Source organism: Streptomyces calvus, assembly GCF_006782915.1.
Classification (GTDB): domain Bacteria; phylum Actinomycetota; class Actinomycetes; order Streptomycetales; family Streptomycetaceae; genus Streptomyces; species Streptomyces calvus.
Map to the genome: position 1 here is coordinate 1 of NZ_VCNP01000020.1, position 14508 is coordinate 14508.

A 14508-nucleotide genomic window follows, 5' to 3' on the forward strand; every position below is an offset into this window, starting at 1 on the left:
GACGTCATCACGTGCTTGATGCGGGTGTAGTCGTCGAAGCCGTAGGCGGAGAGGTCCTTGCCGTAGCCGGACTTCTTGAAGCCGCCGTGCGGCATCTCCGCGACCAGCGGGATGTGGGTGTTGATCCACACGCAGCCGAAGTCGAGCTTCTTGGACATGCGCATCGCGCGGGAGTGGTCCTTGGTCCACACCGAGGAGGCCAGCGCGTACTCGACGCCGTTGGCGTACTCGACGGCCTGGTCCTCGTCGGTGAAGGACTGCACGGTGATGACCGGGCCGAAGACCTCCTTCTGGATGATCTCGTCGTCCTGCGTGAGGCCCGAGACGACGGTCGGCGCGTAGAAGAAGCCCTTGTCGCCGACCCGCTGCCCGCCGGCCTCCACGCGCGCGTGCGCGGGCAGCCGCTCGATGAAGCCCTCGACCTGCTGGAGCTGGTTGGGGTTGTTGAGCGGGCCGAACAGGACGTCCTCGTCGTCCGGCATGCCGGTCTTGGTCTCGGCGGCGGCCTTGGCGAGCGCGGAGACGAACTCGTCATGGATCGACTCGTGGACCAGGACGCGCGTGGCGGCCGTGCAGTCCTGGCCGGCGTTGAAGAAGCCCGCCACCGAGATGTCCTCGACGGCCTTGGGGATGTCGGTGTCCTCGAAGACCACGACCGGGGCCTTGCCGCCCAGCTCCAGGTGGACCCGCTTGAGGTCCTTGGAGGCGGACTCGGCGACCGACATACCGGCGCGCACCGACCCCGTGATGGAGGCCATCGCCGGGGTGGGGTGCTCGACCATCGTGCGGCCGGTGTCGCGGTCGCCGCAGATGACGTTGAAGACGCCCTTGGGCAGGATCGAGCCGAGGATCTCGGCGAGCAGGACGGTGGAGGCCGGGGTGGTGTCCGAGGGCTTCAGGACGACCGTGTTGCCCGCGGCGATCGCCGGGGCGAACTTCCACACGGCCATCATCATCGGGTAGTTCCACGGCGCGACCTGGGCGCAGACGCCGACCGGCTCGCGGCGCACGATGGAGGTCAGGCCCTCCATGTACTCGCCGGCCGAGCGGCCCTCCAGCATCCGCGCCGCGCCCGCGAAGAAGCGGATCTGGTCCACCATCGGCGGGATCTCCTCGGTGCGGGTGAGCCCGACGGGCTTGCCCGTGTTCTCCACCTCGGCCGCGATGAGTTCCTCGGCGCGCTCCTCGACGGCGTCCGCGATCTTCAGCAGGGCCTTCTGCCGCTCGGCGGGGGTGGTGTCGCGCCAGCCGGGGAACGCCTCGGCGGCGGCGGCCATCGCGGCGTCGACGTCCGCCTGCCCGGACAGCGGAGCGGTCGCGTACGCCTCGCCCGTCGCGGGGTTGACCACCTCGGTGGTCCGTCCGTCGGCGGCGTCCCGGAACTCCCCGCCGATGTAGTTGCGCAGACGACGCAGCTCGGTGCTCACTGCATGCCCTCCTGGTGTTCCTTGTGGGTGTCCGAGGTGTCGGGTCGGAACGCGGTGGGGTGTCCAACCTCTGAGACACCCACCCTAGACCGACAGCTGACGTTTTCAACACCCCCACCCGCCCCGCTTCTGCGAAATCCGCAAGCCGAGACGCCACAGACAACGAATTTCATCGATCGAGCCTTGCGAAACTGTCGATACGTCGTGCACAGTGGCCCCGTGGCCAGTCGAAGCGCAGACCCGAGGGACTCCCGCGAGTCCAAGAACGGCGGCGGTCCCCAGTTGGACGCCGTCTCCCTCGCCATCATCGAGCAGCTCCAGGAGGACGGCCGCCGGCCGTACGCCGCCATCGGCAAGGCCGTCGGCCTGTCCGAGGCGGCGGTGCGCCAGCGCGTCCAGAAGCTGCTCGACCAGGGCGTGATGCAGATCGTCGCCGTCACGGACCCGCTCACCGTGGGCTTCCGCCGCCAGGCGATGGTCGGCGTGAACGTCGAGGGCGACGTGGAGTCCGTGGCCGACGCGCTGACCGCCATGGCCGAATGCGAGTACGTGGTGATGACCGCGGGCTCCTTCGACCTGATGGTCGAGATCGTCTGCGAGGACGACGACCACCTTCTGGAGGTCATCAACAAACGCATCCGGGCCGTTCCCGGCGTGCGCTCCACCGAGAGCTTCGTCTACCTCAAGCTCAAGAAGCAGACCTACATGTGGGGAACCCGATAACCGTGAGCACCGACCGCACCGAGGACCTCAGCAAGTCCGCGTACGACCACCTGTGGATGCACTTCACCCGCATGTCCTCGTACGAGAACTCTCCCGTCCCCACGATCGTCCGGGGCGAGGGCACCCACATCTACGACGACAAGGGCAAGCGCTACCTCGACGGCCTCGCGGGCCTGTTCGTGGTCCAAGCGGGCCACGGCCGCACGGAACTCGCGGAGACCGCCTCCAAGCAGGCGCAGGAGCTGGCCTTCTTCCCGGTGTGGTCCTACGCCCACCCCAAGGCCGTGGAACTGGCCGAGCGGCTCGCCCACGAGGCCCCGGGCGACCTGAACAAGGTGTTCTTCACCACCGGCGGCGGCGAGGCGGTCGAGACCGCCTGGAAGCTCGCCAAGCAGTACTTCAAGCTCACCGGCAAGCCCACCAAGTACAAGGTCATCTCCCGCGCGGTGGCCTACCACGGCACCCCGCAGGGCGCCCTGTCCATCACCGGACTGCCGGCCCTGAAGGCCCCGTTCGAGCCGCTGGTGCCGGGCGCGCACAAGGTGCCGAACACCAACATCTACCGGGCGCCGATCCACGGCGACGACCCGGAGGCGTTCGGCCGCTGGGCCGCCGACCAGATCGAGCAGCAGATCCTCTTCGAGGGCCCGGACACCGTCGCGGCCGTCTTCCTGGAGCCGGTGCAGAACGCCGGCGGCTGCTTCCCGCCGCCGCCCGGCTACTTCCAGCGGGTGCGCGAGATCTGCGACCGGTACGACGTGCTGCTCGTCTCCGACGAGGTCATCTGCGCCTTCGGCCGGCTCGGCACCACCTTCGCCTGCGACAAGTTCGGCTACGTCCCGGACATGATCACCTGCGCCAAGGGCATGACCTCGGGCTACTCCCCCATCGGCGCCTGCATCGTCTCCGACCGCCTCGCCGAGCCGTTCTACAAGGGCGAGAACACCTTCCTGCACGGCTACACCTTCGGCGGCCACCCGGTCTCCGCCGCGGTCGGCATCGCCAACCTCGACCTGTTCGAGCGCGAGGGCCTCAACCAGCACGTGCTGGACAACGAGGGCGCCTTCCGCGCCACCCTGGAGAAGCTGCACGACCTGCCGATCGTCGGCGACGTCCGCGGCAACGGCTTCTTCTACGGCATCGAACTGGTCAAGGACAAGAACACCAAGGAGTCCTTCGACGCGGACGAGACCGAGCGCGTCCTGTACGGCTTCCTGTCGAAGAAGCTCTTCGAGAACGGCCTGTACTGCCGGGCCGACGACCGCGGCGACCCGGTGATCCAGCTCGCCCCGCCGCTGATCTCCCACCAGGAGACCTTCGACGAGATCGAGCAGATCCTGCGCGCGACCCTCTCGGAGGCCTGGACCAAGCTGTAGGCCGTCCGAGTGCCCGATCGTCGTTCTTGATGATCAACACCGGCCCCGGTGCCGCCCGTTCGAGTGAGAAACGGCGGCCCGGGGCCGCGTGCTGTCCGGCACGGCGCCGCCGCCTGCCTAGCGTGCCAGTGACCGATCGGCCCCGCCTTCGTTCCCCCGGATGGGGGAATTCACGAACCGCGCAACGGCATTTCCGATCCGAACCGAGGTGTACGCCATGGTGGCTCCACCGGACAACGACGTGCTCTGGGCCCGCGCCCTGCACTTCCGGTACGACGACGGCTCACCCGGGCTGAGCGGGGTCTCGCTCGGCGTCCGGGAGGCCGAGATCCTCGCCGTCTCAGGCCCGCGCGGCAGTGGCAAAACGACACTGCTGCGCTGTCTGGCCGGCCTGCTGCCCCCGCACAGCGGCGAGGTCTGGTTCAACAGCGTGCCCGTGCACACCATGAGCCCCGTGACCCGTGAGCGGCTGCGCCGGGACCGGTTCGGCTGGATCGCCCCCGCCCCGGTCCTCGTCCCCGAACTGAACGTCTGGGAGAACGCCGCACTGCCGCTGATGCTGCGCGGCACCGGCCGGAGCCGCGCCAGGACGGCGGCCGTGGAGTGGCTGGAGCGGCTCGACATCGGCGACCGGGCGCGCAGGCACCCCGGCGAGCTGACGCACGCGGAGCGGCAGCGGGTGTGCATCGCCCGTGCCCTCGCCCCGGCACCGACGGTGCTGTTCGCGGACGAGCCGACCGCGCCGCTGCACCGCGTGGACCGCGCCCACGTCCTGCGCACCCTCACCACCGCGGCCCGCTCGCACGGCATCACCGTGGTCCTGGCGACGCACGACGCGCAGACCGCGGCCCTCGCCGACCGCACCGTGTCGCTCCTCGACGGGCGACGCGTGCGCACCGTTCACCTGCCCCCGGCACCGGGGAGCGGCGAGTCGGAAGGCCGGGCGGCGTGCTCGCTCTCCGTCTGACCCGGTCCGCCCACCCCGCCGTCCAGCTGCGCCGTCTGCTGGTCGCGGCCGCGTCGGCGGGCACGGGCTTCCTGCTGCTGTCCGCGCTCGGTCACGCGCTGGGCAACCCGGACGCCGCGTCCACCTCCACGCTCCGGCTGGCCTGGTGCGCGGCCCCGCTGGCGGCCACGGTGTACTTCGCGGTCGCGGTGGCCCGCACCGACCCGGGCACCCGGCCGCGGCCCGGCCTGTCGGCGGTCGGACTCGGCCCCGCCCGCCTGATGGCCGTCTCGGCGACCACCACGGCCCTGTCCTGCACGCTGGGCTCGATGCTGGCCCTGCTGGTCTTCCTGCATCTGCGCGGCGACCTGACCGGCATGCCCTTCGACGGTGCCGCGACGGACTTCCTCGCCGCGGGCCGCCCGCTGCCGCTCCCGGCCGCCCTGACCCTGCTGTCCCTGGTGCCGCTGACCGCGTCGGCGGCGGTGGCGGTGACGCTGCGGCCGCGCGAGCCGGAGGCCGGCACGGCCCCGGCGGCACGGTCCTACGGCCGGTTCGGCGCCTACCGGCGCACGGCGGTACGGGAGTCGTTCGGCGCGTACGGACGGTTCGGCAAGCAGTTCGGCGCGGCGGCGCGCGGCCGGCGCACGGCCGTGCCGGCGCCCGGGCCGGACGGTGCCGCGGAGGGCGCCACCGGGTCCCCGGCAGCCGAGTCCGCGGCCGGCGCCGCGCCTGAGGCCGCGGCCACGGTGCCGGCCGGGCTCCCCTGGGGCGTGGCGGTGCTGGCGGTGGGGCTGGCCGTGGAGGCGCTGGCGAGCCGTACCGGGGGCGCCGCGGGCGACCGGCCGGCCGCGCTGCTCGGGCTGGCCCTGACCTCCGTCGGGCTCGCGCTGGCCGGCCCCGGCCTCACCCACGTGTGCGGACGGCTGCTCCAGGCGGTCCGCCCCGGCGCGCTGCGGCTGCTGGCCGGGCGGGTCCTGATGGCGGAGGCCGCCCGGATCGGCCGGCCGCTGGGCGTGGTCTGCGCGGTGCTGGCGGCGGCGTACGCGATGGCCTCGTTGCAGCACCGCCAGGACGCGACCTCCCAACCGCTGGTCACGCTCGGCGTGCTGCTGGTGGCGGGCTGCACGCTGGCGACGCTGCTGACGGCGGCCGTCGAGGCCCGGCAGGCGCGGGCCGGCACCACCGAGGAGCTGAGGCGCCTCGGCGCGCCCGCGGCGACGCTGCGCAAGGCGGCCGTGCTGCGCGCGCTGGCGCTCCTGGCACTGTTCGGGCCGCTGACCCTGGTCGTGGCCGAACTGTCGGCGTGGCCGCTGTCCCGCTGAGCCCGGCACGCACGCCGGCCGGGCCCGCGGACAACCGGCCGGAAGGAAGTTCCGCGCACGCCGATGAGTTCCGCGCGGGGCTCCGGTCTACCTCACGACCACCACGGAAACCGACGGGAGAGGCCCCGCCATGTACCAGCAGATGATCTTCGTGAACCTGGCCGTCGACGACCTCGAGGCCGCGAAGAAGTTCTACACCGGGCTCGGCTACTCGATCAACGAGCAGTTCAGCGACGAGACCGCCGCCTCGGTCGTGATCAGCGACACGATCTTCGCCATGCTGCTCACCCGGCAGAAGTACGCGCAGTTCACGAAGAAGGAGATCGTGGACTCCACGAAGAGCAGCGAGGTGCTGCTGGCGCTGAGCGCCGCGAGCCGCGAGGAGGTCGACGCGATGGTGGACAGGGCGGTGGCGGCGGGCGGCTCGGTCACCGGTGAGACCCAGGACCACGGCTTCATGTACGGCCGTTCCTTCGACGACATCGACGGCCACACCTGGGAGGTCGTGTGGATGGACCCGGCCGCGGTGGAGGGCTGAGGACCGTCACGGCCCCGGGGCCCCAGGACCCCGCGCCCCGGGAGCCCGGGGTGATCCGAACGGCAGGCCCTAGCATGGGCGGGTGCAGACGAGTCCCGCCCATGCCGTCCATCACGGGGACCGCGAGATAGAGACGCTCGAGGAGTTCGACGCGATCGTCTCGGCCCGCGGCACGCTCTCCGGATTCCGCGTCCAGGCCGTCGATCTGACGGACCGGACCCGGGAGTTGCTCACCACCGACACCAGCGGAGCCGTCTTCCTCGGCTGCCGGATGCGCCCGGACGCGGCGGACAAGCTCCGCGCCGACGGCGCCCTGGTCCTCCCGCCCGTCCCGGGCCTGCCCTTCGACCCGTACCGGGGGCATCTCTACGCGCCGGACGACCTGTTCGCCTCGCTCGACAAGGGCTACGAGGCGACGCCGGACGCGCTGGCCTACGACTGGTTCCGGCGCACCAGGACGGACGGCGACATCTTCGCCTCCATGCTGCGCGCGGTGCACGACGACTCGATGTCCGACGCCCTCGACGAACTGCTGCGCGGCGCACGGGTGGTGGGCGTCATGGGCGGTCACGCGATGGCGCGCGGCACGGAGGAGTTCCGTGGTGCGGCCCGGCTCGGGCGGGCGCTGACCCTCGCCGGTTTCACGGTCGCCACGGGCGGCGGCCCGGGCGCGATGGAGGCGGCGAACCTCGGCGCCTACGCCGCCCCGTACGACGCCCGCATGCTGGAGGAGGCCTGCGAACTCCTGGCCGTCGCGCCCTCGTTCACGCCGTCGGTCACCGACTGGGCGCGCGCCGCCTTCGAGGTGCGCGACCGCTGGCCGAAGGGCAACCACTCGATCGGCATCCCGACCTGGTTCTACGGCCACGAGCCGCCGAACGCCTTCGCCTCCCACATCGCGAAGTACTTCGCCAACGCCACCCGCGAGGACGGGCTGCTGGCCCGCTGCAACGCGGGCGTGGTCTTCCTGCCGGGTGCCGCCGGCACCGTGCAGGAGGTCTTCGACAACGCGACGCCGAACTACTACCGCTCGCGCGGTGAGCCCACGCCCATGGTGCTGGTGGACCGGGAGCACTGGACGGAGCGGCTGCCGGCCTGGCCGCTGCTGCGCTCGCTCGCCCGGGGGCGGTCGATGGAGGCTCGAATCGCACTGGTTGACCGAATCGAGGAGGCTCCCGAGGCGTTGAAACGTCTCGCCGGTTAATAAGAAGGCAAAGCCCCGGCGCGCGGTAGGCATATGCGTTGACACTACTTATGTGGCGCTTATAGATCTGAGAGCCACACGGGAGTGCTGATGTTTCATCAACTCTCCCTCAACCCCCCGCATTTGCGTCTTCACGTAAAGGACAAACGTGGCAGTTCTGTCCGTATCCCGCCGCACCGTCGCGCGTTCCGTGCGCGCCCTCGGTGTCGTCTCCGCGTCGGCCGCCCTCGCCCTCGGCGTGGCCGGCAACGCCGCGGCCTGCAACATCAACGAGTTCTCGGCCGCGGCCAAGTGCGACGGTGAGAAGGGTGTCATCACCGTCACCGACGTGGACCCGGCCGGTGTCCCCGCGACCATCACCGTGTTCCTCCAGAACAACGGCGCCGATGAGAAGAAGATCGGCGAGCAGGTCGTCAAGGGCTCCCGTGAGGGCACCACCATCACCTTCGAGGAGGACTGGCAGCCGAACGCCCAGTACCGCATCCACGTCGAGGCGAAGCCCTACGTCGACGAGGACATCAAGCCGAACCTGACCACGCCGGCGACGGCGTGCAAGAAGGCGGAGGAGGAGACCCCGACTCCGACGCCGAGCACCCCGACGGAGTCGGCCCCGGCCGAGGAGCCCGGTGCGCCGGCCCCCGCCCCGTCGGAGTCGGAGAGCGAGAGCACCGCTCCGGCGGACACCTCGAGCAACGCGCCGTCCCCGGCCGGTGACTCGAACCTCGCCGAGACCGGCGCCAACTCCAACACCGGTCTGATCGCCGGTGTCGCGGCCGCCCTGGTCGTGGCCGGTGGCGGCGCGGTGTTCTTCGGCATGCGCCGTCGGGGCGCGAAGTCCGAGGGCTGACACCTCACAGCAGCACGGTGGCCCGTCCCCTCTCCCGGGGGCGGGCCACTTCGCTGTCCGTGCCGGCCGTTCAGCCGCACGACGCCCGCTCCAGCCAGAAATCCAGCAGTTCCGGTCGCCGAGCACCTCCAGTCCGGGCGCGTCCGGCGGGATGCGGCGGTAGAAGGCGAGGAGCACCGAGGTGAGCGGACCGCGCAGGGCGACGGTGGCCCTGTCGTGGCCTCGGCGCCAGGAGATGCCGTCCTCGGTGAGCTGGATCAGCCACTCGGCCTCCAGGCCGGGGTCGGCGTCGGTGGCGTGCAGGTGGAGCGACCGGCCGGGCAGGCGCAGTTCGCCCGTCGGCCGGTCGGGCAGGGTCCGCTGCACGAACTGCACGATCTGCAGCCACTCGTCCACCGCGTCCGCGGCGACGTCGGCCGCGACGGTCCCGAGGGGGTGACCCGCGGCGAGCGCGGCGTCCGCGTGGTGGACGACGAGTTCGTGTGTCATCCGGCGGGCCCAGAAACCGGCGGTGAAGTCCCCGGACCACGACCAGACGGGCGCCGCGGGCCCGGCCTCCCGCAGCGCGGCGACGACCGCCGTACCGGACTGCGCCAGCCACGCCTGCAGAGCGGCGGCGTCCGCCCGGGCCTCCGGCCCCGACGCGCCCGGCACCTGTGCGACGGGGACGTCCTCGCCGGCCCGGGTGCGCACCAGCAGTTCCACCCAGCGCAGGGCCTCGCCGACGTGGCGCACCAGCTGCTCCAGCGTCCAGTCCGGGCAGGTCGGCACGGTGGCGGACAGATCGGCCCCGGAGGCCAGCACCGCCCCGAACTGCTGCACCTGACGGTCGATCTCGTCGCAGTAGCGGTCGTGCGGAAGATGCGTCATGCCGCTCACCCTAGGGAGCGAGCCCTCCTCCCAGCACGGCGATTTCCGCCGCCTCGAAGGCAACGCCGACCCGGTCCCCGGCGTCCGGGGCGGCCCGGAGCGCGCAGGCCGCCTCCAGGCGGGGGCCGTCGTCGGGCTGGAGGTGGACGGCGACATGGGTGCCGCGGAAGGTGCGGGCGGCGACCGTGCAGGGCAGGCCCTCGTCGGCCGGGACGAGGCGGACACCGGCCGGGCGGACGAGCAGCGTCCGCGTGCCCCGCGGAGCGTCGTCGGGCACGGGCACCTTGCCCCACGGCGTCACGGCGACGCCGTCGCCGACCGTGGCCTCGACGACGTTCTCGAAGCCGAGGAAGCGGGCCACGAACGCGTCGGCCGGCCGCTGCCACACCTCCAGCGGGCTGCCGGACTGGGCGATCCGCCCGTCCCGCATCACCACCACCCGGTCGGCCAGCGCGAACGCCTCGCCCTGGTCGTGGGTGACGGCGAGGACGGTGGTGCCGAGCCGGCCGAACAGGTCGCGCAGTTCGACGACGAGGCGTTCCCGCAGGGAGCGGTCGAGCTGGCCGAGGGGCTCGTCCAGCATGAGCAGACGGGGGCTCGGCGCCAGGGCGCGGGCGAGCGCCACCCGCTGCTGTTCACCGCCGGACAGCGCGGCGACGGCCCGCCCGGCCGCTCCCGGCAGTCCCACGAGGTCCAGCAACTCCCTTACGCGGTCGGACTGTTCGCGGCGGGACGCGCCGTGCATGCGCAGCCCGAAGGAGACGTTCCCGCCCACGTCCCGCTGCGGGAACAGCTGGTGGTCCTGGAACATCAGCCCCACCCCGCGCCGGTGCGCGGGCACGCCCGACTGGTCGCGTCCGTCGAGGCGGACCCGTCCGGAGTCGAGCGGCTGGAGCCCGGCGACCGCCCGCAGCAGCGTGGACTTGCCGCTGCCGCTGGGTCCGAGCACGCACACGATCTCGTGTTCGGCGACCGCCAGGTCGACGGCGTCCAGCACCGTCCGCCCGCCGAAGCGGACGGTCGCGCCTTCCAGGCTCAGCAGCATCTAGAACTCCCCGGTCCGGTCGGTCCGCAGCCGCTCCAGCACCAGCAGCGCCACCGCGCACACGATCATCAGAATCGTCGACAGGGCCATCGCCTGGCCGTAGTTGAGGTCCCCGGGCCGTCCCAGCAGCCGCGCCACGGCCACCGGCAGCGTCGGGTTGTCGGGCCGTGCGATGAACACGGTCGCGCCGAACTCGCCCAGCGACACCGCGAAGGCGAACCCGGCGGCGATCAGCAGCGCCCGCCGCACCAGCGGCAGGTCCACCTCCCGCCACGCCCGCCACGGCGACGCCCCGAGCACCGCCGCCGCCTCCCGCAGCCGCACGTCCACGGCCCGCAGCACCGGCAGCATCGTCCGTACGACGAAGGGGACGCCGACCAGCGCCTGGGCGAGCGGCACCAGGATCCACGAGGCCCTCAGATCCAGCGGCGGCTCGTCGAGGGCGATCAGGAAGCCGAAGCCGACGGTGACCGCGGACACGCCGAGCGGCAGCATCAGCAGCGCGTCGAAGCCGCGCACCAGCCGGCCCGCGTCCCGCCGGGTCAGCGCGACGGAGGCGAGGCCGCCGATGAGGACGGCGATGGCGGTGGCGGCGAGGGCGTACCGCAGCGAGTTGCCGACCGCCTCGATCGGCGGCACCAGGAACACTCCCCCGTCCTCCTGGGTCAGCGCCCGGTAGTGGCCGAGGCCGGCGCCGGCGAAGGACCGTTGCACCAGCACCGCGAGCGGCAGCAGGAGCAGGCCGGCGACGGTGGCGACGACCCCGGCGAGCAGCGCCCACTGCCCGGCGCCGCGCGGCCGGCGCGCGGTGACCGCGGCGTCGACCAGCCGCAGCGCGGTTTCGCGCCGTCGGACGGTCCAGGCGTGCAGGGCGAGGATCGCGCCCACGGCGACGAACTGGATCATCGTGAGGACGGCGGCGGTGGACAGGTCGAAGATCTCGGAGGTCTGCCGGTAGATCTCCACTTCGAGGGTGGAGAAGGTGGGCCCGCCGAGGATCTGCACCACGCCGAAGGAGGTGAAGGTGAACAGGAAGACCATCAGCGCGGCGGCGGCCACGGCGGGCGCGAGCGCCGGCAGGGTGACCGTCCGCCAGGCGGTGAACCGGGAGGCGCCGAGCATCCGCGCCGCCTCCTCCTGCCGCGGGTCCAGCTGCGACCAGAGCCCGCCGACGGTGCGGACGACCACGGCGTAGTTGAAGAAGACGTGGGCGAGCAGGATCGCCCACACGGTGGTGTCCAGGCGCACGCCCCACAGCTCGTCGAGGAGTCCGCCGCGCCCGACGAGCGCCATGAACGCGGTGCCGACGACGACGGTCGGCAGCACGAACGGCACGGTGACCACGGCCCGCAGCACCTGCTTGCCGGGGAAGTCGAAGCGGGCGAGGACATAGGCGCCGGGCAGGGCGACCAGCAGGGTCAGGGCGGTGGAGACCAGCGCCTGCCAGGTGGTGAACCACAGGACCTGCCGGACGTCGGGCTGCGCCAGGACGTCCGCGAACCGCCCGAGCTGCCAGGTCCCGTCGGTCTTCAGTCCGCGCGCGACGATCGCGGTGACGGGATAGGCGAAGAAGACGGCGAAGAACGCGACGGGCAGGGCCATCAGGCCGAGCCGCGCCGCGCTCCCGCGCCGTGCCGTCGCGGCCCGCGTCACTTCAGTACGAGTGAGGTCCACGCCTTGACCCACCGGTCACGGTTGTCGGCGATCTTCGCCGGGTCCATGGTCTGCGGGGCCTTCGCCTGCGGCCCGAACTTCGTGAACTCCTCGGGCAGCCGGGCGTCGTCGCGCACCGGGTGGACGAACATGTTGAGCGGCATGTCCTCCTGGAACGTCTTGCCGATCAGGAAGTCCAGCAGCGCCTTGCCGCCCTCGGGGTTCTTCGCGTTGCTCAGCAGCCCCGCGTACTCGACCTGCCGGAAGCAGGTGCCCTCGGCGACGCCGGTCGGCGCGGTGTCCGGCCTGGGGTCGGCGTAGATCACCTCGGCGGGCGGGGAGGAGGCGTAGGACACCACCAGCGGGCGGTCGCCCTTGGCCTGCCTGCCGCCGGCCGAGCCGGAGAACTCCTCGTTGTAGGCCTGCTCCCAGCCGTCGACCACCTTCACGCCGTTGGCCTTGAGCTTCTTCCAGTACTCCTGCCAGGCGTCGTCGCCGTACTTCGCGGCGGTGCCGAGGAGGAAGCCGAGGCCGGGCGAGGAGGTGGAGGCGTTCTCGGTGACGAGGAGGTTCTTGTACGCGGGCTTGATCAGGTCGTCGTAGGTCTTCGGCGGGGTCAGGTCGTGCTCGCTGAACCACTGCTTGTCGTAGTTGACGCAGATGTCGCCGGTGTCGACGGGGGTGACCCGGTGCTTGTCCTCGTCCACCCGGTACTCGGGGCGGATCCGGTCGGAGCCCTTGGCCCGGTACGGCTGGAACAGGCCGTTGTCGAGGGCGCGGGAGAGCAGGGTGTTGTCGACGCCGAAGAAGACGTCGCCCTGCGGGTTGTCCTTGGTGAGGATGGCCTTGTTGACGGCCTGCCCGGCGTCGCCGTCCTCGAGGACCTGGACCTTGTAGCCGGACTGCTTCTCGAAGGCGGCGACGACGTCCTTCGACGCGGCCCACGAGTTGTGGCTGACGAGGGTCACGGTCTTCGGCCCGCCGGACCCGGTGCCCGCGTCGTCGCCGGACGAGCCACACGCGGACAGCGTGACCAGCCCCAGCCCGGCGGCGAGGACGGTGACCTTCTTGGTGATGCCCACTGGATTTCCTCCTGGAGTGACCAGGAAGAGACGCGGCCCTGCCCGGGACCCCTCGCGGGTTCCCGGGCAGGGCGCAACAGCTCGAGTGATGACCGATCTCCCTACCCAGAATGACCTGGGCGAGGTTCGGAGGGTCTGCGGCCGGTGCCGCACTCTCAGCGCTGTGGCGCTCCCCTGTCGGAATATGAAGATGTGCTTACTCGGGTCACCTTACCGTTCGGTCGCGGCGAGCTGACCGCACGCCCCGTCGATCTCCTGTCCCCGGGTGTCCCGGATGGTCACCGGCACACCGTGCGCGGCGATCGCGTCCACGAACGCCTTCTCGTCCTCGGGCCGGGAGGCGGTCCACTTGGAGCCGGGGGTCGGGTTGAGCGGGATGAGGTTGACGTGTACGGGCCGACCCTTGAGCAGTCGCCCGAGCCGGTCACCCCGCCACGCCTGGTCGTTGATGTCCCGGATGAGGGCGTACTCGATGGACAGCCGCCGCCCGGACCTGGCCGCGTACTCGAACCCGGCGTCGAGCACCTCGCGCACCTTCCACCGCGTGTTCACGGGGACCAGGGTGTCGCGCAGCTCGTCGTCCGGGGCGTGCAGCGAGATCGCGAGGCGGCATTTGAAGCCCTCGTCGGAGAAGCGGTGGATCGCCGGCACGAGACCCACCGTCGACACGGTGATCCCGCGCTGGGACAGTCCGAGCCCGTCCGGCTCGGGGTCGGTGAGGCGGCGGATGGCGCCCACGACCCGGTTGTAGTTGGCGAGCGGCTCGCCCATGCCCATGAACACGATGTTGCTGAGCCGCGCCGGACCGCCCGGGACCTCGCCGTCCCTGAGCGCCCGCATACCGTCGACGATCTGGTGGACGATCTCCGCGGTGGACAGGTTCCGGTCCAGGCCGGCCTGCCCGGTCGCGCAGAACGGGCAGTTCATGCCGCAGCCCGCCTGGGAGCTGATGCACATGGTCACCCGGTCCGGGTAGCGCATGAGCACCGACTCGACGAGCGTGCCGTCGAACAGCTTCCACAGCGTCTTGCGGGTGGTGCCCTGGTCGGTCGACAGGTGCCGGACGACCGTCATCAGCTCCGGCAGCAGTGCTTCCTGGAGCCTGCCGCGGGACGCGGCCGGGATGTCGGTCCACTGCTCCGGGTCGTGCGCGTACCGGGCGAAGTAGTGCTGCGAGAGCTGCTTCGCGCGAAACGGCTTCTCACCGGCCGCTGCGACCGCCTCCTTGCGCTCGGCGGGCGTGAGATCGGCAAGGTGCCGCGGCGGCTTCTTGGCTCCGCGCGGCGCGACGAAAGTGAGTTCTCCGGGCTTGGGCATGGTTCTCCCAGTGTCGCAGATCCACTCGGGTGACCTGGGGCCCCGGCCGCCGCCGGCCCTCGGCGGCGATGGTCCTCGGCCGTCGCCCGGTCGGCGGCGATGGTCCTCGGCCGCCGCCCGGTCGCCGCTGACGGCCCCGGCCACCTCCGGAGACC

12 protein-coding genes and 1 pseudogene are annotated in these 14508 nt (G+C 71.9%); 7 read left to right on the forward strand and 6 right to left on the reverse strand.

What is annotated here, in order from left to right:
• On the reverse strand, window positions 1-1427 hold a 1427-nt coding region (locus tag FGW31_RS09075), incomplete at its 3' end, for a gamma-aminobutyraldehyde dehydrogenase (protein ID WP_142192873.1).
• A gap of 204 nt (window positions 1428-1631) precedes the next feature.
• Here FGW31_RS09075 and FGW31_RS09080 point away from each other — a divergent pair.
• The 7 genes from FGW31_RS09080 (at window position 1632) to FGW31_RS09110 (ending at window position 8386) form a co-directional block, all read left to right on the forward strand.
• On the forward strand, window positions 1632-2150 hold the full coding sequence (locus tag FGW31_RS09080) for an Lrp/AsnC family transcriptional regulator (RefSeq protein ID WP_142192874.1): 519 nt from the start codon (window positions 1632-1634) through the stop codon (window positions 2148-2150).
• A gap of 2 nt (window positions 2151-2152) precedes the next feature.
• Window positions 2153-3526, forward strand: coding sequence for an aspartate aminotransferase family protein (locus FGW31_RS09085; RefSeq protein ID WP_142192875.1), 1374 nt, complete (start codon window positions 2153-2155; stop codon window positions 3524-3526).
• A 217-nt stretch (window positions 3527-3743) separates the two neighbouring features.
• The gene (locus FGW31_RS09090) at window positions 3744-4493 is read left to right on the forward strand and encodes an ABC transporter ATP-binding protein (protein ID WP_142192876.1); all 750 of its coding nucleotides are present in this window, start codon (window positions 3744-3746) and stop codon (window positions 4491-4493) included.
• The gene (locus tag FGW31_RS09095) at window positions 4475-5797 is read left to right on the forward strand and encodes a hypothetical protein (RefSeq protein ID WP_142192877.1); all 1323 of its coding nucleotides are present in this window, start codon (window positions 4475-4477) and stop codon (window positions 5795-5797) included. The genes FGW31_RS09090 and FGW31_RS09095 overlap by 19 nt, the downstream gene beginning before the upstream one ends.
• Window positions 5798-5927: 130 nt before the next feature.
• On the forward strand, window positions 5928-6335 hold the full coding sequence (locus FGW31_RS09100; RefSeq protein ID WP_142192878.1) for a VOC family protein: 408 nt from the start codon (window positions 5928-5930) through the stop codon (window positions 6333-6335).
• An 82-nt stretch (window positions 6336-6417) separates the two neighbouring features.
• Complete coding sequence (locus tag FGW31_RS09105; protein WP_142192879.1) at window positions 6418-7539, forward strand: LOG family protein; 1122 nt, start codon at window positions 6418-6420, stop codon at window positions 7537-7539.
• Between the two features lie 148 nt (window positions 7540-7687).
• Entirely contained in the window at window positions 7688-8386 is a 699-nt protein-coding gene (locus tag FGW31_RS09110; RefSeq protein WP_142192880.1) for an LAETG motif-containing sortase-dependent surface protein, read from the forward strand.
• Between the two features lie 70 nt (window positions 8387-8456).
• On the opposite strand, the pseudogene FGW31_RS09115 reads toward FGW31_RS09110, so the two are convergent.
• From FGW31_RS09115 to rlmN, 5 genes and pseudogenes are all read right to left on the reverse strand, one after another.
• Window positions 8457-9256: pseudogene (locus FGW31_RS09115) on the reverse strand (maleylpyruvate isomerase N-terminal domain-containing protein).
• A gap of 10 nt (window positions 9257-9266) precedes the next feature.
• Entirely contained in the window at window positions 9267-10301 is a 1035-nt protein-coding gene (locus tag FGW31_RS09120; RefSeq protein WP_142192881.1) for an ABC transporter ATP-binding protein, read from the reverse strand.
• Window positions 10302-11975 (reverse strand): ABC transporter permease, encoded by a 1674-nt coding sequence (locus FGW31_RS09125; protein WP_182674857.1) that lies wholly within the window; start codon window positions 11973-11975, stop codon window positions 10302-10304.
• The gene (locus tag FGW31_RS09130; RefSeq protein WP_142192882.1) at window positions 11951-13036 is read right to left on the reverse strand and encodes a thiamine ABC transporter substrate-binding protein; all 1086 of its coding nucleotides are present in this window, start codon (window positions 13034-13036) and stop codon (window positions 11951-11953) included. The genes FGW31_RS09125 and FGW31_RS09130 overlap by 25 nt, the downstream gene beginning before the upstream one ends.
• Window positions 13037-13246: 210 nt before the next feature.
• Window positions 13247-14353 carry a dual-specificity RNA methyltransferase RlmN gene (gene rlmN, locus FGW31_RS09135; protein WP_142192883.1) on the reverse strand — a complete coding sequence of 369 codons (1107 nt, stop codon included), beginning with the start codon at window positions 14351-14353 and terminating at the stop codon, window positions 13247-13249.
• Window positions 14354-14508 lie beyond the last annotated feature (155 nt).